This window comes from Streptosporangium sp. NPDC000563 (assembly GCF_040299985.1).
GTDB lineage: Bacteria > Actinomycetota > Actinomycetes > Streptosporangiales > Streptosporangiaceae > Streptosporangium.
On the sequence record NZ_JBEPDA010000001.1, the window covers coordinates 706,146 to 726,959 of the forward strand.

General features: G+C 66.9%; 19 protein-coding genes, 2 tRNA genes and 1 pseudogene. 10 read left to right on the forward strand and 12 right to left on the reverse strand.

Features of this window, described 5'->3' with window-relative positions; translation table 11 throughout:
- Position 1: 1 nt before the first annotated feature.
- Together ABT352_RS03280 and ABT352_RS03285 are read left to right on the forward strand one after the other, a co-directional pair.
- On the forward strand, positions 2 to 175 hold the full coding sequence (locus ABT352_RS03280; RefSeq protein ID WP_350942107.1) for a hypothetical protein: 174 nt from the start codon (positions 2 to 4) through the stop codon (positions 173 to 175).
- A 142-nt stretch (positions 176 to 317) separates the two neighbouring features.
- Positions 318 to 608, forward strand: a complete 291-nt coding sequence (locus ABT352_RS03285) for a hypothetical protein (protein WP_350942109.1) — start codon at positions 318 to 320, stop codon at positions 606 to 608.
- Between the two features lie 41 nt (positions 609 to 649).
- On the opposite strand, the gene ABT352_RS03290 is transcribed toward ABT352_RS03285, so the two are convergent.
- Complete coding sequence (locus ABT352_RS03290; RefSeq protein ID WP_350942110.1) at positions 650 to 1,060, reverse strand: tyrosine-type recombinase/integrase; 411 nt, start codon at positions 1,058 to 1,060, stop codon at positions 650 to 652.
- Between the two features lie 139 nt (positions 1,061 to 1,199).
- On the opposite strand from ABT352_RS03290, the gene ABT352_RS03295 reads away from it, so the two are divergent.
- Positions 1,200 to 1,739, forward strand: a complete 540-nt coding sequence (locus ABT352_RS03295) for a hypothetical protein (RefSeq protein ID WP_350942112.1) — start codon at positions 1,200 to 1,202, stop codon at positions 1,737 to 1,739.
- Positions 1,740 to 1,852: 113 nt separating this feature from the next.
- Here ABT352_RS03295 and ABT352_RS03300 read toward each other — a convergent pair whose 3' ends face one another.
- Positions 1,853 to 2,044 (reverse strand): hypothetical protein, encoded by a 192-nt coding sequence (locus ABT352_RS03300; RefSeq protein WP_350942113.1) that lies wholly within the window; start codon positions 2,042 to 2,044, stop codon positions 1,853 to 1,855.
- Positions 2,045 to 2,053: 9 nt separating this feature from the next.
- Here ABT352_RS03300 and ABT352_RS03305 point away from each other — a divergent pair, with 9 nt between their 5' ends.
- The 3 genes from ABT352_RS03305 to ABT352_RS03315 all read left to right on the forward strand — a co-directional run bounded on the left by ABT352_RS03305 (position 2,054) and on the right by ABT352_RS03315 (position 6,415).
- The gene (locus tag ABT352_RS03305) at positions 2,054 to 2,803 is read left to right on the forward strand and encodes an Imm10 family immunity protein (protein WP_350942115.1); all 750 of its coding nucleotides are present in this window, start codon (positions 2,054 to 2,056) and stop codon (positions 2,801 to 2,803) included.
- A 164-nt stretch (positions 2,804 to 2,967) separates the two neighbouring features.
- Positions 2,968 to 4,263, forward strand: coding sequence for an Imm8 family immunity protein (locus tag ABT352_RS03310; protein WP_350942117.1), 1,296 nt, complete (start codon positions 2,968 to 2,970; stop codon positions 4,261 to 4,263).
- Positions 4,264 to 4,933: 670 nt separating this feature from the next.
- Complete coding sequence (locus ABT352_RS03315) at positions 4,934 to 6,415, forward strand: endo-1,4-beta-xylanase (RefSeq protein WP_350942119.1); 1,482 nt, start codon at positions 4,934 to 4,936, stop codon at positions 6,413 to 6,415.
- Between the two features lie 181 nt (positions 6,416 to 6,596).
- Here ABT352_RS03315 and ABT352_RS03320 read toward each other — a convergent pair whose 3' ends face one another.
- Both ABT352_RS03320 and ABT352_RS03325 read right to left on the reverse strand, forming a co-directional pair.
- Positions 6,597 to 7,337 carry a hypothetical protein gene (locus tag ABT352_RS03320; protein WP_350942120.1) on the reverse strand — a complete coding sequence of 247 codons (741 nt, stop codon included), beginning with the start codon at positions 7,335 to 7,337 and terminating at the stop codon, positions 6,597 to 6,599.
- Positions 7,324 to 7,860: a SigE family RNA polymerase sigma factor gene (locus ABT352_RS03325; protein ID WP_350942122.1), complete on the reverse strand. Its 537-nt coding sequence runs from the start codon at positions 7,858 to 7,860 to the stop codon at positions 7,324 to 7,326. Before ABT352_RS03325 ends, ABT352_RS03320 begins: the two co-directional genes overlap by 14 nt.
- A 121-nt stretch (positions 7,861 to 7,981) precedes the next feature.
- Between ABT352_RS03325 and ABT352_RS03330 the strand changes: the two genes are divergently transcribed.
- The gene (locus ABT352_RS03330) at positions 7,982 to 8,872 is read left to right on the forward strand and encodes a hypothetical protein (RefSeq protein WP_350942124.1); all 891 of its coding nucleotides are present in this window, start codon (positions 7,982 to 7,984) and stop codon (positions 8,870 to 8,872) included.
- A 119-nt stretch (positions 8,873 to 8,991) separates the two neighbouring features.
- Here ABT352_RS03330 and ABT352_RS03335 read toward each other — a convergent pair whose 3' ends face one another.
- Positions 8,992 to 9,402, reverse strand: coding sequence for a winged helix-turn-helix transcriptional regulator (locus ABT352_RS03335; protein WP_350942126.1), 411 nt, complete (start codon positions 9,400 to 9,402; stop codon positions 8,992 to 8,994).
- Positions 9,403 to 9,477: 75 nt separating this feature from the next.
- On the opposite strand from ABT352_RS03335, the gene ABT352_RS03340 reads away from it, so the two are divergent.
- Positions 9,478 to 10,392, forward strand: a complete 915-nt coding sequence (locus ABT352_RS03340; protein WP_350942128.1) for an SDR family NAD(P)-dependent oxidoreductase — start codon at positions 9,478 to 9,480, stop codon at positions 10,390 to 10,392.
- A 27-nt stretch (positions 10,393 to 10,419) separates the two neighbouring features.
- On the opposite strand, the gene ABT352_RS03345 is transcribed toward ABT352_RS03340, so the two are convergent.
- The 5 genes from ABT352_RS03345 to ABT352_RS03365 form a co-directional block, all read right to left on the reverse strand.
- Positions 10,420 to 13,869, reverse strand: a complete 3,450-nt coding sequence (locus ABT352_RS03345; protein ID WP_350942130.1) for a tetratricopeptide repeat protein — start codon at positions 13,867 to 13,869, stop codon at positions 10,420 to 10,422.
- A gap of 67 nt (positions 13,870 to 13,936) precedes the next feature.
- A complete protein-coding gene (locus ABT352_RS03350; protein WP_350942132.1) occupies positions 13,937 to 14,260 on the reverse strand; it encodes a trypco2 family protein in 324 nt (107 codons plus the stop codon).
- Between the two features lie 471 nt (positions 14,261 to 14,731).
- A tRNA-Asp gene (locus ABT352_RS03355) sits at positions 14,732 to 14,809 on the reverse strand.
- Positions 14,810 to 14,811: 2 nt separating this feature from the next.
- A tRNA-Tyr gene (locus ABT352_RS03360) sits at positions 14,812 to 14,892 on the reverse strand.
- Between the two features lie 78 nt (positions 14,893 to 14,970).
- A complete protein-coding gene (locus ABT352_RS03365; protein ID WP_350942134.1) occupies positions 14,971 to 15,210 on the reverse strand; it encodes an ABC transporter permease in 240 nt (79 codons plus the stop codon).
- 57 nt (positions 15,211 to 15,267) lie between these two features.
- On the opposite strand from ABT352_RS03365, the pseudogene ABT352_RS03370 reads away from it, so the two are divergent.
- A pseudogene (locus tag ABT352_RS03370) lies at positions 15,268 to 15,444 on the forward strand (winged helix-turn-helix domain-containing protein); the annotation flags it as partial.
- Positions 15,441 to 16,643, forward strand: a complete 1,203-nt coding sequence (locus tag ABT352_RS03375; protein WP_350942136.1) for a sensor histidine kinase — start codon at positions 15,441 to 15,443, stop codon at positions 16,641 to 16,643. The pseudogene ABT352_RS03370 and the gene ABT352_RS03375, both read left to right, overlap by 4 nt.
- Positions 16,644 to 18,540: 1,897 nt before the next feature.
- Here ABT352_RS03375 and ABT352_RS03380 read toward each other — a convergent pair.
- Both ABT352_RS03380 and ABT352_RS03385 read right to left on the reverse strand, forming a co-directional pair.
- Positions 18,541 to 18,972, reverse strand: a complete 432-nt coding sequence (locus ABT352_RS03380; protein ID WP_350942138.1) for a hypothetical protein — start codon at positions 18,970 to 18,972, stop codon at positions 18,541 to 18,543.
- Between the two features lie 297 nt (positions 18,973 to 19,269).
- Positions 19,270 to 20,559 (reverse strand): esterase-like activity of phytase family protein, encoded by a 1,290-nt coding sequence (locus ABT352_RS03385; protein ID WP_350942139.1) that lies wholly within the window; start codon positions 20,557 to 20,559, stop codon positions 19,270 to 19,272.
- Between the last annotated feature and the right edge of the window lie 255 nt (positions 20,560 to 20,814).

Sequence of the window (20,814 nt, forward strand, 5' to 3'; positions counted from 1 at the left end):
CATGGACTTCCAGGATTCCCCGCTTTTGAAAGCTGCCCGACTCTGTCCCGTCGACGTCCGGACCGAGGAAGCCGGCATCAGTGTGGCCGAGGTGCTGGAGTACCTAGAACATGACGAATGGGAGACGGCCCTCCTCCTTCTCGAAGAGTTCGGCGACGCGCATCCTCAGCTCTGAGTTCTGGAGCCTGTTGGCAGAGGCGGCCCGCTTGATGTGGTTTCAAGGGGACGCCGAGTGGTACGGATGGCGATGTAGTGAGGCCCGCAACGGTGCCGTTTGTGCCGAGCTCTGCCTCACGAGCATTGAAGACGGAAGCCGCATGAGCCCTCTACCTCTTCGCGGAGTGCTCCGGCCCATGTGGGACGTCGGCCTTCGCACACCCAAGGACGAACCCCTGCTCGGCATCGCCCGACTCTGGGTCGAAGGTCGTGGTCCGTTGGAGCCGGGCGGGTGCGGGTCGGTGAGACTGCTTCCCTTGACCTTCGAGCACTGGCGGCACCTCAAGCCAGGCGATGTAATCACCATGCACGAGATCCGAGCCCCCATCGGGACCGCGCGCGTCACCGTGATCAGCCTGCCCATGACAGCCGGTTCCCAGTTGCAGTTCTAGTTGCAATCCAGCCCCGTTCAACCCCGTTCCAGAGGGACCGGCTACGCCCGTTGGTCCAGGTGGAACTGATCGGGACGGGCAAGATCAGAGCTGCTAATGCGGTTTGGGTTTACCGCCCATCCGGGGTTCAAATCCCCGAGCCTCCGCACTTCAGAGGCCCTCTCCCGAGACACGGGGAGAGGGCCTTTTTGATCTCCAAAGGTGCTGTGGTCGCAGTCCTGGTCGCAACGTTCAGGACTTTCCCCGGAGCACGGAGGCCGGCCCCGTTCCCCGGCATCGCGCATCAACGGTGTGGACACATGCGCGTACCTCTCGGTCGTGGTCACCCTCGGGTGATCCAGAACCTCCTGAACGGCCCGGATGTTCACACCATGCTCGATGAGGAGCGTCGCGACCGTGTGCCAAGCGGTACCCCGGCCTCCGTGGAGGGTGCCCTCGATGAGGGGGCGCACCGCAAAACCTCATGCGTGAGCCCATTCGCCCTGCAGATCTTCGGTGCACCCGGTGCCGCAGATTACGACCACAGGGCGGTGTGATCACAACTCCAACCCGTGGCCCCTCGCGAGATCCTTCGCAGCATACGGTCGGAGCATGCGCAACTGGATGTGCATAGTACTCGTGGGAACGCTCCTGGCCTGTCTCACTGGCTGCACAGTCGCTGCCAACGGCAATGTCGGTATCAGTGTGGACGAGTCAGGTCACCTCATCGCCGTACTGGCCTGGTGTGGGCCTGCACCGGACGGAGTGAAGCTCTACCACGAGCGTGTCACTCCCCGAAGGAGCCCGACAGGCAACCCCGACGATGCGTACATCGACGACGCGGTATACCAAGCACCCACCTTGAACGGACAGAGCGCCTCGTTTCGACTCGACACCCCCGCCGGTGGCTGGGTGATCACGCCCAAACCTCCCTCTCTGGAGCCGGCGATCACCTACAAGGCGTACGGCTTCACCAACGACAACACCAGTTCGCTACGACACGTGACGTTCGAGCTCGACGATGCCGCCAAGATCGGCCCGGGCCAGGTGCTGATACAGGAATGGGATGAGAAGGAGGAACAAGAGATCGACGTCGTGATCTCTCTGGACACTTTCGAGCGAATGGGTCAGGATCCTCGAAACTGTCCTTGAGGTCATGCTCTCGCGCGATATGCATGAAATGATCATGATAGTGGGAACGGCCGAAAGACGCCCGATGAACTCCTGTTTCTCGTTCGTCCAACGGAAAAGGCGCGGTGAGTATGTCATCCGACCTCACGCACGAACTCTGCCTCGAAATCGGGCGAACCGTGCGGGATGGCGCCCCGGACGGATGGCAGGAGGTCGACGTCCTTCGCTGCCAGCTCGGCACCTTCGGCATAACCGCGATCACCTATCGGATGGCGGACGATTCCCGGCAAATTCGAGATGGCGAGGACCTCGGTGACCTTTTCCATCGGCTGAAAGTGGCCGAGTACAAGCCGGGTGAGGGGACGTGGTTCGTCTGCCGGCTCGGCTACAGCCTGCGCGGGAAGTCGTACGACGCCATGATGCGGACCTTCAGCATGGAGTCGCCTTTCTCCCGGGACTACACCGACATGATGCCGCCCGCCTTCGGGATGGAGCTGCCTTTTGCCCAAGCCGTCGAGGTGCCCGCCTGGGCCTATGCGGAGGAGCTGGCCATGTTCCCGCGCAGGCCGGACCTCACCCCGTCGTGGATGCGCGCCGCCTGGCCCGACGGTGTGCCCCTGCCTGAGGGCGACTCCACTCTCACCTCACCGGCAGACAGCGAACCCGGCTCGGCCTGGCCTTCGCTGGGAACCATGGTCGCGCGAACCGTCGGCCGCGACGAGGACGAGGAGACGATCGTTTTCGGGATGGCCGAACACGAGGACGGCACCGGGAACGCCTTGATCTTCATGATGTCCGCCGAGGAACCTGACGAGCAGGAGACAGGGCTCGGCATGGACACGTACTGCATCGTCCGCGAGGACCAGACAGGCACCACCTACGGCGGCGTGACTCACTGTGGGATCGACTCCGGTCGCCTGACCTTCCACTTCACCGCGGAGGCCGCGAAGGAACTGAACGTGGAGCCCGTCGTCCGGATCGATCTCCAGATCGACGAGGGCGGCGTCGAACTGCTCAGAAGCAGCCTGCGAGAGATCCTGCTGTCCGGCCGTCACGACCAGCACCCCCAGGGCATGCATCTCTGACCGCCGGGCCGTCGGCGGGCTGTCAACCAGGGTGACGAGGGGTCAACCACGGTCACTCACGACCGGCCCGAAGCTCAAGCCGGCAGCCCTACCAGCCGTACTCGACGTACTTGCCAAGCTGACAGCATGCTCACGGCTTCACCCTGTTGCGCGACTATTGGGTGATGAGAGCACAAGTGGGCGCCTTCCGATGGCCGGACCTCGAACTCGGGCGGAGCATCGATGACCCTGCCCATGCCTGCGAGCTGCTGGAGATGTACGTCGGCCCGTGGGGAGAGCCGGGCGAGGAACGGTTCCAGCTCACCGTCTGCACCCCATCGGCCCTCGCCGATCAGCTGCAACGTCATCCTTTTCTCATCGGCCGCCACTGGCTCTTCGTGCCCGAGTTGCATCCCGCCGAGGTGACCAAGTGGCTGAGCGATCGGATAGCGGTGCTGGAGGCTCCGACGTGGAGCGACCTCGCGGAGAAGGTCGGCCGGATCGGAGAGTGGGAGTTCGAGGAGTGTGACGATCGCATTTCGAGAAGCCATCTTGAAACCGCCCTTCGGAACCATCGAAAGGAACCTGTGCCGGAATTCTCAGAGAAGTCCGTGCAAGCGGTCGCTCGGGCAGATGCCCTCCACCAGTTGGGCACCATCGCCCAGTGGCGTCCTTGCTCTCGCCATGTCGCGCACAGGCGAATGCCTCGCGGCTGCGATGACTGCATATTCGATGAGGTGAAGACGTGTCCCACTTGTCGTATATGGCCGTGCCCCACGCACTTGGCCTTGTACGACGAGACGGAAGAAGGCTGTGGTCACCGAATTCCCGTCGATCCGGTCACAGATGGGACAAGCCATCATTCCGAGCTGTCGATCGTCGTCGGCGACCGCAGAGCAACCACGGATGTTTACGCGTGGTGGAGCCAGTCAGGATGGGAACGAGCAGCGTTCTGTTTCACCTTCATCGCCGACCTCGCGCCTGAAGAGGTGCTAAGCCGACTGGGACTCACCGAGGACCCCGAACAGGAAGGTTTCGCCACCATCGAAGTCGGCCGTGCGGTCGGTGGATCAATCATGGTGGAGGACGGCAATGCCGGGATCTTGCGCGACGTGGTGCGCGCCCTCTCACAAGGTACGTCGATCGTCAGCGTGGAGTGCAATGTCAACCACCACTCCCACTTCGTCCATGCCGTGGACGGTCACATCGTCGAGCGCCTGGTTCCGATGTTCGCCCACTGGGGTGACAGTACCGACCCTGAACGACTGAAGCAGGACCTCGAAGAACTGGGCATGCTCTGGGATTTCGACCCGGACCCCGAAGTCTTCCCGCCTTACATCGAGGGTGCTTTGGCGCTCGCTGAACGACGTACCGGCGTCCGACTGGAACCTCGCCACCTCCAGCCCGGCGCCTTGTCTCACCGAGCCTCCATCGCCCGCTACTACGAAAGTCCTGAAGGCTCATTTCCAGAGCTGGCTTGACGTCGGTGTTCGTCCTGTGGGGAAGCCCGTCTCGATGACGGGATTGGTCGGTAACCCCGCCTCATACGACGGCGGAGCGGCGGACGCGGAGTGACCTGGGAGTGTGGTGTCACCCAGGTCCGACCACATCGCGCATCGTGGGGGAGGTGCGCCGTGTTGGCGCTACCAAATCGCGGTGTGACCTCCCTTCGGCAACCCGGCGTCGCGGGTGGTGATGACGGAGAGTCAATACAGCGGGCCCGGATGTTGTCAAGGGACGGGGGTTCTCGGGGGGCGTCTGCGCCAGGCATCGCCGAGAAGGGCGTCGCTGCCTGCGGAGCTCGGTCCTCGATTCCGGAAGTTGCGGTCCTGATGTGAAAATTTCAGGACGAGACTGCCGATAGATTTCTCCTATATGCCCTGAAGAGATGCCGTGCCCTGGCTGTATCGGACCCGTGGTGAGGGGCATCGGTGCTGGAAGAGCGTGACCGAAAATTTCGCTCAAGTATTGACATGTTTCGGATAGATTTCCAAACTGAGTCTCCAAGCGGCCGGCCCTGCCTGATGTGGTGATCGAGTAAGGGTCGTCGGCCATGACGCCATCGTGGTGTGCGTCCCCGTCCGGGGTGCGGCGTCGTTCGCGGGGGTTCCCGCGTATCCCTCTTTCCGTGATTTCAGTATGGAGTCAGGCATGGGCATGAAGGTTTCACCCCCATCCGCGCGCCGAAGTTTCGGTGCCCTCACCAAGATCATCAGTGCCGGCGTCGTGGGTGTCGTCGGTGCGGCGCTGATGGTGTCGGCTCCCGCGGAGGCGGCGGAGAGCACGCTGGCCGCCGCCGCCAAGCAGAGCGGGCGATACTTCGGCACCGCGATCGCCGCGGGCAAGCTCGGTGATTCGCAGTACACCACGATCGCGAACCGTGAGTTCGACATGATCACGGCCGAGAACGAGATGAAGATCAACGCCACGGAGCCGAACCAGAACCAGTTCAACTTCACCAACGGCGACCGCATCTACAACTGGGCCGTGCAGAACGGCAAGCGGGTACGCGGGCACACGCTGGCCTGGCACTCCCAGCAGCCGGGCTGGATGGAGGCCATGTCGGGCAACAACCTTCGTCAGGCGATGATCAATCACATCAACGGTGTGATGAACCACTACAAGGGCAAGATCTACGCCTGGGACGTGGTGAACGAGGCCTTCGCCGACGGCAACTCCGGCGGACGGCGGGATTCCAACCTGCAGCGCACCGGCAACGACTGGATCGAGGTCGCCTTCCGCACCGCGCGGGCCGCCGACCCGGCCGCCAAGCTCTGCTACAACGACTACAACATCGACAACTGGAGCTGGGCCAAGACCCAGGCCGTCTACAACATGGTCCGTGACTTCAAGGCGCGCGGGGTGCCGATCGACTGTGTGGGCCTGCAGTCGCACTTCAACAGCCAAAGCGCCTACAACAGCAACTACCGCACCACCATCTCCAGCTTCGCGGCGCTGGGTGTGGACGTGCAGATCACCGAGCTGGACATCCAGGGCGGCTCTGCCCAGACCTACGCCGCGGTGGTCAACGACTGCCTGGCGGTGGCGCGCTGCACCGGCATCACCGTGTGGGGGGTGCGCGACAGCGACTCCTGGCTGGGCGCCAACACCAGCCCGCTGCTCTTCGACGGCAACGGCAACAAGAAGGCCGCCTACACCTCGGTGCTGAACGCGCTCAACGCCGCCAGCCCCAACCCGAACCCCACCCCGACGGTGACCCCGACCACGACCCCGCCGCCCTCGGGTAGCGGGGGACAGATCCGGAGCGTGGCCGCCGGCCGATGTGTGGACGTACCGAACGCCTCGACCACCGACGGTACCCAGGTCCAGTTGTGGGACTGCCACACCAACTCCAACCAGCAATGGACCTACACCTCCGACCAGGAGCTCCGCGTTTACGGCAACAAGTGCCTGGACGCCGCGGGCACCGGTAACGGATCCAAGGTGCAGATCTACTCCTGCTGGGGCGGCAGCAACCAGAAGTGGCGCATCAACTCGGACAACACCATCGTGAACGTCCAGTCGGGTCAGTGCCTCGACGCCGCCAACGCCGGCACCGGCAACGGGACCCTGATTCAGACCTACTCCTGCTGGGGCGGCAACAACCAGAAGTGGACCCGAAGCGGGTCGTAAGACGGCACCTGCCGGTGCCGATCGGAGCCGGGGCGGCAACGCCTGAGAACGGCGGCCGGCGGCCTCTCCTCGGCACGGCATATCCGCAGGAAGCCGGCTGAAGGAAGAAGGACGAACCTCCCCTGGTCCGGGGTGATCCCCGGACCAGGGGAGGCTGACCCGTTCATGGTCCGCCACCGGATCACATGGTGGAGGTGAGCCCTTCCCCGATCTTCTTCAGCTCGGCGTCGACGGCCTCGGCGTCGGAGAACTCCTTGGCGTACCCCGGGCTGAACATGATCTCGGCCCTCTGCCTGTCGCCCGTTCCGAGGAAGAGGGTCGGGGTGCCCTTCATGCCGTCCTCGCCGACGTGCTGCACGACCAGGTAGCCGCTCCGGCCGCCGACGATCACCTCCTCACCGTCCTCCTCGGCGCGATACGCCTGGATCCGGTCGTCGAGCTCCTGGACGGCCTCCTCCTCGTACACGAAGATCTGGACCTGATAGAAGCCCTCGGGGTCGCCCGTGGAGTTGTACGAGGTCGAGTAACTGTCGCCGAGGTCCACCGACCACCGGGACCATCGCAGTCCCTTCGGCAGGTATCCCACCTTGACGTGCCCGAACTCCTTCCCGTCGCCCAGATCCCCGAGGTCCGGCGGGGTGGTCGGCACGGGCGGGGTGTCGTCGATGGGGGGTGGTTCCGGTACCGCGGAGAACGTGCTCCGATCATCGATCATGGGCCCTTGGGCGGCGGTCAGGTAGGTGAAGGACGGGACGACGACGGCCATGGACGCGGCCACGGACGCGACGACCGCCGCGGTCCTCGCCTTCCTCCTCCTGTCCCGGTGGGAGCGCATCACCCGCGCCAGCAGGTCGGGGGCGGCGTGCAGCCTCGCCGTCTCGTCCGCCATGAGTCTGCGGATCTCGTCCTCAAGCATGGGCATCCTTGATCGCTCCTTCCAGTGTTTCCCAGCCGAGCGCCGAACGGAGCTTGGCCATCGCCTTCGACGCCTGGCTCTTGACCGTGCCGACCGAGCATCCGAGCACCTCGGCGGTCTGCGTCTCGCTGAGGTCCTCCCAGTACCGCAGGACGACCACCGCCCGCTGCCGGGGTGGCAGGGCGCGCAGCGCGTCCATGAGCACATGGCGCAGGTCGGGGTCGCCCGTAGGGGCCGACGTCTCCGGCGGGCTGTGCATGGGGACGATGCTGAGGATCGCCCGGCGGCGGGCGCGGCTGATGGCGGCGTTGACGATGACGCGCCGTACGTAGGGTTCGGGGTTGTCGTGGCGGACCACCCGGTTCCAGTTTCTGTAGGTGCGTTCGAGCGCCGTCTGCAACAGGTCCTCGGCCTCCGTCTGGTCGCCACAGGCGAGATAGGCGACCCGCAGCAGGCTCGTGGCACGTGTGGCCACGAAAGCGCCGAAGTCATGTTCCACGCCGCTCTCCGGCTGTCCGTCCGATTTCACACCTCCTAATACGCCTCGCCCCTCGCGACCGTTGCCCGCCCGCGAAAGACGTTTCGCGGGCAACCCTTCGAGCGGGCCAGGCGTATGAATGGGCGTGACCTCGAATCCATGGAGCAACCTGATGACGTTCGCGACCGCGCGGGGCCGGCGGCTGATCAACCTCGGTGTCGCCCTCACCATGGGGGCCACCGTCCTGGGAGCGCCGTCGGCCGTCGCGGCCGCTCCACCGGAGGGGGCCTACTGGCACACCAGGGGACTGTCGACGTCCACCCACCCCTGGCGGTTCGGCACCAAGGCGGACCCGTACTCGCTGGCCCAAGGGGAGATCTCGGAATCGTGGGGCGCCCCCGACGGCAGGGAGTGGTTCGGATATCGGGAGCTGGGGACACTGCCGAAGAGCACGGCGGACAAGAAGGCGTGGCAGCGCGACGGCTCCCCTTCCAGGTGGAGCGAATCGATCGACGGCAAGACGGTGAAGCTGTCCGCCGAGCCCGCCAAAGGCAGCATGTTCCCGGTGAGGAAGGAACGGAACCAGTTCTCATTCGCGGGGCAGTGGCTGACGTACGACGAGGTTCAGCGGCTGCCCGCCGACGTGAACCGTCTGAAGGACTGGATCACGAGGGCGGGCGTGGTCGGCAGGGAGACCGACACGGTCGGCTGGCTCAGGGTAACCCTGGTCGAGCTCCTGCATGCTCTTCCCGCTCCGAAGGAGGTCCGCGCGGCGGCCTACCAGGCCCTGCTGACGCTGCCAGGCATGCGCGCCGACGGCAACGCGAAGGACGATCTGGGCAGACCCGGCGCCGCCGTTGTGATCGTCGGTTCGTACGGAACGGGGAAGAAGGCGTACTCGTACACGGAGAGGTTGATCGTCGACACCGGCAGGATGGTGTTGCTGTCACAGGACCGGACAGGAACGGGCGACGGCAATGTGGACGCGGGGCTCTCCTACAGGAAGACGATGATCGAGGTCGGCTGGACCGACTCCCCCCCTGCCGTTCCGGCCCTGCCCTGACGCGCCGCGACCGGTGTTGAGCTTTCCCGGGACGGGATACCTCACCTGGGGCGATCGCGTGCCGGCCGGAAGGGAAGGTCCGCGCCCGCACCATGGCCGACATGGGGTCGATGAGGCCCTTACCCGGCGTCGGTGTGATGGGAGCGGGCCTCGTTGATGTCGGCCTCGTGGCGCACCGCCCAGTCGGCGAGGGCCGAGAGGGGCTCCAGCAGGGTCCGGCCGAGCGGGGTGAGGCTGTACTCGACGCTGGGAGGAACGGTGGGATACACCTCGCGCCGTACCAGACCATCGGTTTCCAGGGTGCGCAGCGTGCGGGTCAGCATGCGCTGGCTGATGCCTTCGATCGCGCGGTGCAGCTCGTTGTACCGGTGAGGGTGACCGCCGAGCAGGACCAGCAGCAGCATGCTCCACCTATCGCCCAGGCGTCGGAACACGTCCCCGACCGGGCATGCTTCGAGCTCGTCGATCGGCACCGGACGAGGCAACGTGTGAGCCAGCACCGAGGGAACACCCGTGTGCGTACCGGACATGAAACTGCCTTCTTCCGTCTCCGACGTGGCAGCCCGACGATTGGACCGGCCGATCACCAGCCTATGGAGGACACGATGCCGGGCCAACGGGGAAAAACCGTGATCATCAGTGGGGGGACCGATGGCATGGGGCGCGCGACCGCTCTGGAACGGCTCGCGAGGGGCGACCGTGTCACCGTGATCGGCAGCAGCGAGGCCAAGGGGCGCGCGCTGCTCGACCACGCCGCGAATCCGAACCTGCGGTTCCTGCGCGCGGACCTGTCCTCGATCGCCGAGGTCGAACGGGTCGTCGCCGACATCGCCGAGCGCCACGACGCCGTCGACGCGCTCGCCCTGTTCGCCAACCGGATAAGCCCGAAGCGCAGGGAGACCGTGGACGGGCTGGAGTTCACGTTCGCCCTGTACTACCTGAGCCGCTATCTGCTCGGTTCTCGCCTGCGGCCGTTGCTGGACGCCGCACCCGCCCCGGTCGTCGTCAACGTCGCCGGGGTCGGCAACACCGCGGGCCGGATCTTCTGGGAGGACCCCCAGCTGACCCGCGGGTACGGCCAGGTGCGTGCACAGCTCCAGGCCGGGAGGGCGAACGACCTGCTCGGTGTCGCTTTCGCCAATCAGTCCGGGAGCTCCGGGGACGGCGGGGACGGCGGGGACGGCGGGGACGGCGGGGACACAGTCCGCTACGTTCTCTATCATCCCGGCTTCACCCGCAGTGGGGTCGACGGCCATCCGAATCCGCTGGTCCGCGGGACGATCAAGCTGCTCGCGACCTTTTTCGCGCGCCCGGTGGCCGACGCGGTCCGGCCGATCGTCGAGTGGATCGACAACCCGCCGACCGAACCGCTCTCCGCGATCGACCGGGGCAAGGCGGTCGACAGGTCACTGAAGACGCTCGACCCTGACGACGCCGCGCGCCTGGTCGCCTACACCGAGGACCGCCTTCGCCGTCTCCGCGATCTCGGAAGGCCGGAAGCGCCTCAGACCGGACGGTAGACGTCCTCGTCCATAAGATCGGACCTGTCAGCTCGGTTCCTCCTCGCTGTCAACACTGTTGAGAAGCAGTTCCATGATCTCCAAGGACTTCTCCAACTCCTCCTGATGGATGGCCGGGCGTACCTCGGCGAGGCGGCGGCGGATGGTGACGGCTTCTGTCGCCACCTCCAATGCCTCCTCGCGTCGTCCGAGATCGCCCAGCTGGATCGCCTGGGTGATCAGGCTGTCGGCGAGGTCTGGCAGGAGGACCCCGGGTCGGGTTTCTGCCAGACGGCGGCGGATGGTGACGGCCTCGGTGACCACCTCCAATGCCTCCTCGTGTCGTCCGAGATCGCCCAGCTGGATCGCCTGGCTGGACAGACTGTTGGCAAGGTGTGACAGGAAGGCGTCGGGACGGGCTTTGGCGAGGCGGCGGCGGATGGTGACGGCCTCGGTCGCCGCTTGCAGTGCCTCCTCATGTCGTCCGAGATCGCCCAGCATGCTCGCTTGGTTGTTCAGGCTCATCGCGAGATGTGGCAGAAAGGCCTCAGGCCGGGTTTCTGTGAGGCGGCGGCGGATGGTGACGGCTTCGGTGATCGCTTCCAGTGCCTCCTCGCGCCGTCCAAGCGCGCTCAGCCGCGCTGCCTGGTTGTTCAGGCTCATCGCGAGGTTGGGCAGGAAGGCGTCGGGGCGACCTTCGGCGAGGCGGCGGCGGATGGTGACGGCTTCGGTGATCGCTTCCAGTGCCTCCTCGCGCCGTCCAAGCGCGCCCAGCCGGATCGCCTGGTTGTTCAGGCTCATCGCGAGGTTGGGCAGGAAGGCGTCAGGGCGACCTTCGGCGAGGCGGCGGTCGATCTCCACGGCTTCGGTGATCGCCTCCAGTGCCTCCTCGTGCCGTCCGAGATCGCCCAGCCGGATCGCCTGGTTGTTCAGATTCATCGCGAGGTGGGGCAGGACGGCGTCCGGTTGGGTCTGGGTGAGGCGGCGGCGGATGGTGACGGCTTCGGTGATCGCCTCCAGCGCCTCCTCATGTCGTCCGAGATCGCCCAGAAGGGTCGCCTGGTTGTTCCGGCTCATCGCGAGGTGGGACAGGAAGGCCTCGGGGCGACCTTCGGCGAGGCGGCGGCGGATGGTGACGGCTTCGGTGACCGCCTCCAGTGCCTCCTCGCGCCGTCCGAGCTCGCCCAATTGTGCTGCCTGGTTGTTCAGGCTCATCGCGAGGTCGGGTAGAAAAACGTCCGGCTGGGTTTCTGTGAGGCGGCGGCGGATGGTGACGGCTTCGGTGACCGCCTCCAGTGCCTCTTCACGCCGTCCGAGATCGCCCAGCCGGATCGCTCGGATGGTCAGACTCGTAGCAAGATCGGAAGGGGCGGAGCGCCGACGATGGTGGGCTACCAGGAGGGCCGAGAGGTCAGCGGCCCATTCGGCCAGCGCGTAGCTGGCGTGCGGGAGCAGGTCGGCCCACCGATTCAAGGTCTCGAAGTCAAGATCGGGATTACGGAGCAGCTGTTGGAAAGCCGCCAGCAGCGGGCCGGGTGTTTCGACCTGGGTACTCACCTGAATCGCCGGTTCGGCCAAGATCTCCGGATGGCGCACGCACATCCCCGTCAACGCCGCATCCAGGCGGTGATCGAAAACAGGGTGGGCCGCGGCGCGTGCGTACATCGTCAGTAGCCGGGCCGCCTGGCCGGGAGAGGCGCCTTCGACGAGATGGTCGGCCAGTCCGGGGGCGGCGTGCAGACGGCGGCCGAGGAAGCGCTCGGCCAGCCGGTCGGGCTGTAGCGTTCCCCAGGGAGCACCCTCGACGGCGGGCGGGTAGAGATCACTCAGCCAGGAGCACATCCGGTCGCGGCGTTCGCGTGGCTGATCGGCCAACGCGGGAATCCGCGCCAGCAGCACATCACCGTCGGCACGGTCGGCGGCGCCCATGCCGATCATCGCGGCCAACGCGTCCAGCAAGACGTCGGCCAGCGGCTCCTCAGGACGAGCCGGGTGCAGGCCATGGCTGATCGCAGTCGCACTCCAGTACCGATATTCGTGACGCAGCAGTCGATCCTCCAACCTTTGGACGGCCTCACGCCGCACTTCCGGCGCGGTCGCATGTGCGTCGGTGGGGACGACCGAGGCGTGGTCGGTGTCCAGCAGGTCGGCCAACGCGCTCATGTGCACGGTCAACGCGTTGTCCAACCCGGCCCGCTCCAGGACCGGGGATGGCATCCTCGCGGCCCGATCGCGCCATAATCGCCCTGAGGGGACCTCGGCGGTGTCCAGCGCGTGGGCGAAGGCGTCAACCGCTCCCCGGTAGGCGGTCGCGCGACCGCCGGGATCGGGTTCCAAAGGCGGCAATTCTGTGACGAAAGCGCCGTCCAGCAGCGCCTCGGCCGTCGATGAGATCGCCTGAGCGTTCTCCCACCAGGATCCAGCGGTGCGGGCCAGCAGTAACACTTTGATCGGTGCGGCGCCGCTGTGGCGGGCACAGGCTGCCAGCACAGCCTTGAGTTGGCCGGTACGCGACTCGGCGTAATCGACGACGATCAGCAACGGCGCGGCCGCGTCTTTGAACGTGGCCAGGTCCGCTTCCGGCACGTGGGCATCCAGCCACAACACCGCCCACCCCGACGCGGCCAGTTGCCCGGCCAACTGCTGGGCCAGCCGGGTCTTGCCCTGGCCACCGACGGCATGGATCAGCCGCGCACCAAACCCCGGCGACCCCGCCCAGGCTCGTAGCTCGGCCAGAATCCGCTCGCGGCCGCGAAACGGTACGACCTGCCGACGGGCGCGCAGTAATCCCGCCGGGGACCCCAGCGCGGAGACGGCGGGTTCGCCGGATTCGGCCAGATGCTGATACTCGATCGGTTCCAGTACCGCGACCGTCTGCCCGGAGTGCTCAGCCAGTACCGCGCGAAAGACCGGATCATGGTGCAGGACGTAGGCCGGGACCGCCTCCAGATGGGCGTGTGTTCGTCCGGCGGGGTCGATCGCGATCACCCCGGCCAGCAGGTCCCCGCAGAATAGTGCGGCTCCCGACAGCCCGCCCCACGGCGAAACCCCATCCGCCCGCGGATCCGGAGGATGGGTGCCGATGGCCATCACATAACGATCGCCTACGTAGCGCTCACCGGGATTCAACACTCCCGCCGACTGCCAGACCTCGGCCGCGCGGCCGGGGCGCTGAACGAGCTCCGGCCAGCCCCAGGTCTTACAACCGATCCCCGGCCGGTAGGTGACGGTGCGTCCCCATTGCACCAGTGGCCGACCCGCCGGGACCCGCCACAGTGGATCATCGATCGTGATCAGCGCGGCGTCATCCCTACCACCGGGGGTGCCGCGCCAGACCACCTCGGCGCGCACCGGTTCCTGGCGTAGCCCGAACACCTCCGCCCCGGTGCCGACATCGCCGACCACATGCGCGGAGGTCAGCCCCAGCCGTGGGGTGACCACATACCCCGACCCGTTTCCGGTTCGGCTCCTCACGGCGATGACCCGATCGCTTTCCACCCCGCGCCTTCCCTTCCGCGCCGCCGGTGCGAGAGTCAGGGATCAACTGTCCGCGATCCGCGTCGGATCAGCGACCGATCGTTCCCGCTCCCTCGGAGTCGGGAGCGATACGCGCACCGGTGATCAGAAGGTCGGCGCCATCTGGGCGCTTGGGAGAGAGAGTGACCTTCACCTTGTGCGTATGGCCTCGCGCGATGCCGGCCTCCACATCCCCGGTGACCACCCATGCCTTGAAACCGGTCTTGGCCTTGGCATCGACCTTCAGCTCCACGGCGAACTCCAGCTCGATCGGTCCCACCGCGAACGCGATCTCACTACCGGCGCCGCGCACCGAGGCCTCCAGCAGCTCATCGCGTACCGCCGCCACCGCATCCGCCAGTTCGATGTCCACCGCGCGCTCCCGTTTTCTAAGCCCTTCGCCGGGCTCGTGCCCGCCTGCGTGCGGCCGCGCTCTGTACGGCGACCGCATCATAGGATCACTCACCGTAAAACAGACGTCCAGATGACGCTGAAGGTTTCCTTTGGGTGAAAGGGGCGCGATGAACTTCGATATTCGGAAAGGGCGGGCACGCGCTCAGCCGCGCGGCGCCCATGGTCCTTTCAGCGGTGTTGCCGCGCGTAGTAGCGGACGACCAAGCCTGCGGCGGCGAGGATGAGGAAGACGAGCACGATGTCCAAAGGATTCACCATGCGCGCCCTCTGCCCTGTTTCGGGGCGGATAGTCACGATTCATTCGCGGAAGGGCGGCGAACTACTCCTCCTGCCGGCTGAAACACGGCTTTCGGGCCGAGTGTCCGACACCTTCAGCGGCCGAGGACCCGCGTCGTCCTGAAGGAGGGCGCGGCCCCCGGCCGCCGGTCGGTGCTCTCGGCCGGATTCGAACCGGCGCCCGCCGCCCACCGAAGTGACCGTGTGTCCTCGACCGCTAGACAACGAGAGCGGTGCAGGGGGACGGAGTCGAACCGCCACAGCCGAAGCGTCCGGGTTACAACCGAGTGAGCTCACCACGTGCTCAGCCCCTGCGCGTTGAGGTGACGGTACCTGGCGAGTCTCGACGCTCTCATCTGGTTTTCGCGCGTCGGTCCTGTCCATGACCATTGATCAGGCCCGGTCCCGGGAGACGAAGCCTCCCCGGGGACGGCGATCCGGCCACGAAGGTGGTGAACGCCTCCACGGTGTGGCGAGCGCCTCCGTCGGGGAGAGCCGGGAGGCGCGGACGGCGGGGTAGAGACCGGCGAGGGCGCCGATGACCAGGGGCGTCGCGAGATCGCCGATCGTCGCCCAGACGGGGAGCACGAGCGGCCAGCCCTGGTAGAGCGCGTATCCGGCGGTGACGCCCACGCCGAGGAGGACGCCGCCCGCCCCATCCAGAGCCGAGAGCAGCAGCGACTCGGCGAGGAACTGCGCGCGGAAGGGGCGCTCGTCTCCGCCGAACGGCTGCTGGAGAAGGCGTAGGACGAGTACGCCGACCCCTTCACCGGCGTGGTGCGCCTCACCATACTCAAACTCCGGCGCAAGCTCGGGGAGCCGCCGGTCATCGAGACGATGCCGGGGGAAGGGTACCGGATCGCATGATCATCGACAGGTTGCCCGGTCTCACGCTGAGAACCCGCCTCACCCTCGTGTACGGCGCCCTGTTCCTCGCCGCGGGCCTGACCCTGCTCGGCGTCACCTACCTGCTGTTCGACCAGCAGCTGGTCCAGTCCTTCGCCGACAGGTACGGAGGGCTCGGGAGCGAGCGGAAGGTGGTCTTCATCACCTCGAAAGGGCACATGTTCACCGGCCCTGAGGCGGTCCAGTGGCTGCAGCGGCAGGAGGAGGCACTGCGCGCCGCCGCGACCACCTCGCTGCTCACCCAGGGGGCGGTCGCGCTGGTCGCGGTCGGTTCCATCGCCGTGGGCCTCGGATGGGTGGTCGCGGGGCGGGTGCTCGCCCCGCTGCGCCGGGTGACCGACACAGCGCGGCGGATCGCGGTCACCACGGTCGCCGACCACGGCCTGCACGCGCGGATCGCGCTACGCGGCCCGGAGGACGAGGTCAAGGAGCTCGCCGACGCCTTCGACACCATGGTCGAGCGGCTCGACCACTCCTTCGACGGCCAGCGCAGGTTCGTCGCCAACGCCTCGCACGAACTCCGCACCCCGCTGACGCTCAACCGGGCGCTGGTCGAGCTGGCCATGCACCGCAGGGCGGCGTCGTCCGACGTGAAGCAGCTCGGCGAGAGCCTGCTGGAGATCAACGCCCGGCACGAGCAGCTCATCTCGGGACTGCTGCTGCTCGCCCGCGCCGAACACGAGATCGCCGACCGGTCGCCGGTGGACATGGCCGACGTGGTGTCCCACGTGATCGCGCAGACCGCCCAGCAGGCGGAGCAGGCGAAGGTCACCGTCCACGAGTCGGCGGGGCACGCGCCCACCAGCGGGGACGCGCTCCTGCTCGAACGCCTGGTGCACAACCTGGTCGAGAACGGGATCCGGCACAACACCGGCGACGGTACCGGCTGGGTGCGGGTCGTCAGCCGTACCGCGTCCGAGGGGCACGTCGAAGTGGAGGTCAGCAACACCGGACCCGCCGTACCGCCCTACGACATCCCGGAACTCTTCACACCCTTCCGCCGCCTGGGGGCCGACCGCCTGGTCACGTCGAAGAGCGCGGGACTGGGCCTGTCCATCGTCCGCTCCGTGGCCCGTGCCCACGGCGGCGACGTCACGGCCCGCCCGCGCGGCGGCGGCGGCCTGGTCATGACGGCTGTTCTTCCCCGGGCCAGGGAGTGAGGCGCGGGTCGTGTCGCGGCTTCATGTCGGGGAGCGAGGGGTGGGTCGCACCGCGACGTCGCGCTGGAGAGTGAGACGCGGGTGTGTCGCGGCTCCGCGTCGGGGCGTGGGGGGTGGGTCGTGTCGCGGTTTCGCGCTGGGAGTGAGCTGTGGGGACCGTTTCGCGCTGGAGAGCGAGCCGTGGGGGCCGTGTCGAGACCCCGAGCCGGTACGGCCACCGCGCGATCCTCGGTCCCCATTCCCGACGGATCACGCGGTGGCCGTACCGGTCGGCCTCATCCGCGCCGCCACCAGGTGCTGTGACGGCGCGATCCGGGGTCGTACGGATTTCGTGAGGTCATGTTCGCGTACCGAAGCGGCCTGCCCCCTGTCCCGCGCGGTTCTCACCGCGGCACGCCGCTTCGGTACGGCCTAGCATCCGACGGGTTCCGCCGTGCTGAGAACGCTGACGGTGCTGTACTGGCCGGGCAGGCAGAGAGAGCCGGCGTATGCGGTCGAGGCGACGGGAATGACGGGAACGCTGAGAGCGGTGACGGAGCACACCGGTGTAAGAGCGATCAGGGGACTGGCCGTGACGCATCCCGTGGGCTTGGTCGGCTTCGCGAGCGTTGTCACGCCCGCCGGGCCTGTCGGTCCCGTTGGGCCCGCCGGTCCTGCCGGCCCTGTCGGGCCGGCGGGTCCCGCTGGCCCTGCGGGGCCTGTCGGTCCGTTCGCTCCCGGAAGTCCGTCCGCTCCGTCCGCTCCTGCGGGTCCTGGGGGTCCTGCGGGTCCTTTCGGTCCTGCGGGTCCCGCTGGTCCTGCGGGTCCTGGGGATCCTGCCAGTCCTTTCGGTCCTGCGGGTCCCGCGGGACCCGCTGGTCCTGCCGGTCCCGCAGGTCCGGGTGGTCCTGCAGGGCCCGCGGGTCCGGGCGGTCCCGCGGGACCGGGAATTCCAGGCGGGCCCGGCAGTCCACGGGGCCTCGGGCGCCCAGATTCGGCGGCATTGGTGGAGCCGGTCGCGGTGGGAGCCGCGGGCCTCCTGACGGGGACGACGATCACTCTGCCGTCGTCGTCATCGTCGTCGTCCATGTGTCGCGGCCGATCTCGGTCGTCGTTCCAGCGACACCCCTTACCCCGACCGCCGGGTCCCGGCCCGCGACCGCCGGATGGGCAGTCGCAGTTACGCGCGCCCTTGTTGGGTCGGCACGGGCGAAGGATGGACTTCTCGCCACGGTGTACGGAATTTTGCAGCCGGGCTTTCCCGCCGGAACCCCCGGTGTCCCCGTTGTCGCTGTGGGGTGCGAAATTGAGAAGATTCGTCTCTCCTGTGGCGTTCGCCGGCGCCTGATTCGACGACATCACGAGGATGCCGGCCATCGCTGCGACGGCCAGGGCGCCGACGCGCTTGCCGGAAAGGGCCGGCACCAATTTGCTATTACGAGGAAGCACGTTATTTCCCCATGTCGTTGCTAATTCCGAAATTGTTCGGACCTGTCAGGTGATCACGAAAGTGATGACACACAGGAGATACCCGGGGCTTATGTGGATAACGCGCCGCCATAGTTCGGGAAGAGCAAATAAACAGTGTTGTGAAGGAAAACCTGCACCTCATCTACGATTTAGCTACATTTATAATGATTGTTCGTTCATAGTGTTCAACGGCTGATTTCAGGATGGCCGGTGGAGAGGGGATGGCCGGGTTCATGCGGGGCGACTCGCTTTTGCCCGGAACCGCTGTGGCCCGCTCGCTCCGGTACGCGGAATGCCGATGAGAGTGAAGCGGGAACGGTGGTGCGCGGCCGGTTCCTCGTCGTGTCGTACCGGTCGCCCGGTGGGCTTCGGCGGCCGGTCCCCGTCGCGGTGGTGCGCGGCTTTTCGCGTTCCGTCGCGACGGGGCACGGGAAATGTCCCGCCGGATTTATTTCTCGCGAACGATGATCTCTGGGAATGACGGGTCGTCCTGGAGCTCCCTCATCATCCGCTCCTCCCGGGAGAGGCGCTCGCGTCCCGCCGGCGCCGCGTTCTCGCCCCTGCGCCCGCGATAGCGATCACGATCGCGGTCGCGGCCGTGGGGCCGGTCCTGATAGCGCTGCGGCTTTCCCCGCCACCTGTCGGAGGGCCTCATCTCACGTCCGCGATGCTGGTCGCGGGAGGGGTCGGGGCGTCGGGAGGAGTGGCCGTCGGGATGCGGCTGTGAGATCGAGCCGGGCGTCTGGGCCTGCCCGATGGTGGCGTTGGCCGGTACCTGGTTCGACGTCATGAGGATGCCGGCGACTGCCGCGATGGCGAGAACGCCCACCTGCCTGCCGGAGTTCGGCCCCGGTGTCCGTCCGCTCTTTCGAGGAAGCACGATATTTCCCCATCTCGTTTCTGGTTCCGAAAACATCTGATATCCCTTACTGCTCCATAAGTGGCAGCAGCTAGGAGATACCCCTCGGACCGTGAGATAGCGTATTGAAACGGTTGAGGCAGAGCAAATAAATGACACTGTGAATGCTGATGGGAGTTTATCTATTGTTATTTAGTGTTTTGTCGTAGTTGTTCGTGCGGTAGGGGAAACGGGATTGTTTAAAGGAAATAGGAGAAAGATAGAGCCCTTCCTCCCCTCCCGGCAAGGTCCGGAAGCGGAGGAAGGGCTCGCGGGTCCTTACAGGTAGACGCGGCTGTCGGCCTGGAGCGGACGCGACAGGCGCACGGTGATGAACTCGTTGTCGTCGGGCCTGCCCGGCGTACGGCCTGCGGAGAACGGGAAGTTGTTGTCGTTCAGCACGCCCAGGGTCCGGTCGTCGAGGATCACGACGTCCTCGATGGTCTGGAACGGGAAGCGGAAGGTCTCCCCGAACCCGCCCAGCCCGCGCGGGTTGGCCAGGTCGAGCAGGTCGGCGACGAGGGTCTTGCGCAGGTCCGCGTGGCGGGTGTCCACCAGATAGACGCGCTTGGTCCTGGCCTCGTCCCCCTGGAGGTTGTCACGCTCGATGACGAGGAACCGGTGCCGGTCAACAGCGATCATGTCGCCGATCGCGTTGTCGGGGCTCTCCAGCCGGTAGGTCCAGCGCTTGCCGGTGTAGGACCGTTTGCGCAGGTCGAACTCGTTCATCCGCAGCGTACCCGCGGCGTCGCCGCTCACGGTGCCTTCGAGCAGCGGATACAGCGTACGGCCGTCGACCGAGCGCGCCATGCCCTCGAACCCCTTGCTCCGCCCCAGGTTCGGCTGCTCGCCGTTGAGGGAGGGGTTCTCCGGGGCCTTCACGCCGGGCAGCGGGATCGGAGCCTCGAGCAACCTGCCCGAGGAGGAGAAGTGCAGCAGGAACGGGCCGAACTCGTCCCCGATCCAGTAGGTGCCGTCGACGGTCCTCACGATCGACTCCACGTCGAAGTCGGCGCCGGTCAGCTTCCGGTCCGCCCTGGTCAGCGGCCAGGTAACGCGCCTGTCGGGGTCGCTCAGGTCGAATCCGCCCAGCACCGTCACCTTCTCGCGGCGGAAGTCGGGCCTCACCCGGTGCACCCGCAGCAGGAAGTCCGCGCTGTTGGCCTGGGAGCCGAAACCGTTGTCGGACAGTGCCTCGAAGGTGCCGTCGTGCCGTCGCACGACGCCGCTGAAGCCCTGCACCGGCTGCCCGGCGAACGGCGGGGTCACCCCGTTGACGGGAGCCGTACCGAGCTGGGATCCCGACGGCTCGCTGCCGGGGACGAAGGTGAGCGCGGGCAGGAATGCGAACCCGGTCAGCGTGGCACGTCCGAATCCGGCGCCGTCGGCCCCCGGATGATCGGAGGCGGGGTGCCCAGGTCCCGGCCGTCGCGAGTCCACCTCCCGTGCCCCCGCGCTGTCGGTAGAGGGGAGGCCGGGGTCGGGCCGGCCGGGGTCGGCCATCGCCGGTGCGGACACCGCGAGTGCCAGCACGGCCGCGCCGATGCCGATCGTCATGCGTCGTCTCATGCCGGGCACGCTAGGGAAGCGGCGTGAACGGCCGGTGTTGCGGCGCGGGCCGTACAGCGAAAACACGATGCGACCGTAAGAAAGGCTGACGGAAACCTGCGGGAGGGCAGTACGAAGGAAACCGGCGGGGGAGAGTGTGACGGAAGCCGGCCGTGAAGCGGTGCGCCGGAGAGGGCGGGCCTCTCCTTCGCGCTCCTCGACGGGACCCTCTCCACGTCACCGAGGAGCAGGGACGACCGATGCCCGCGGACCTCC

Bases quoted from the DNA above. Each gene is read 5' to 3' on its own strand.
- ABT352_RS03280 (WP_350942107.1), top strand. From the start codon at position 2: ATGGACTTCCAGGATTCCCCGCTTTTGAAAGCTGCCCGACTCTGTCCC.
- ABT352_RS03285 (WP_350942109.1), top strand. From the start codon at position 318: ATGAGCCCTCTACCTCTTCGCGGAGTGCTCCGGCCCATGTGGGACGTC.
- ABT352_RS03295 (WP_350942112.1), top strand. From the start codon at position 1,200: ATGCGCAACTGGATGTGCATAGTACTCGTGGGAACGCTCCTGGCCTGT.
- ABT352_RS03300 (WP_350942113.1), bottom strand. From the start codon at position 2,044: ATGGAAAAGGTCACCGAGGTCCTCGCCATCTCGAATTTGCCGGGAATC.
- ABT352_RS03310 (WP_350942117.1), top strand. From the start codon at position 2,968: ATGAGAGCACAAGTGGGCGCCTTCCGATGGCCGGACCTCGAACTCGGG.
- ABT352_RS03315 (WP_350942119.1), top strand. From the start codon at position 4,934: ATGGGCATGAAGGTTTCACCCCCATCCGCGCGCCGAAGTTTCGGTGCC.
- ABT352_RS03320 (WP_350942120.1), bottom strand. From the start codon at position 7,337: ATGCCCATGCTTGAGGACGAGATCCGCAGACTCATGGCGGACGAGACG.
- ABT352_RS03330 (WP_350942124.1), top strand. From the start codon at position 7,982: ATGACGTTCGCGACCGCGCGGGGCCGGCGGCTGATCAACCTCGGTGTC.
- ABT352_RS03335 (WP_350942126.1), bottom strand. From the start codon at position 9,402: ATGTCCGGTACGCACACGGGTGTTCCCTCGGTGCTGGCTCACACGTTG.
- ABT352_RS03340 (WP_350942128.1), top strand. From the start codon at position 9,478: ATGCCGGGCCAACGGGGAAAAACCGTGATCATCAGTGGGGGGACCGAT.
- ABT352_RS03375 (WP_350942136.1), top strand. From the start codon at position 15,441: ATGATCATCGACAGGTTGCCCGGTCTCACGCTGAGAACCCGCCTCACC.
- ABT352_RS03385 (WP_350942139.1), bottom strand. From the start codon at position 20,559: ATGAGACGACGCATGACGATCGGCATCGGCGCGGCCGTGCTGGCACTC.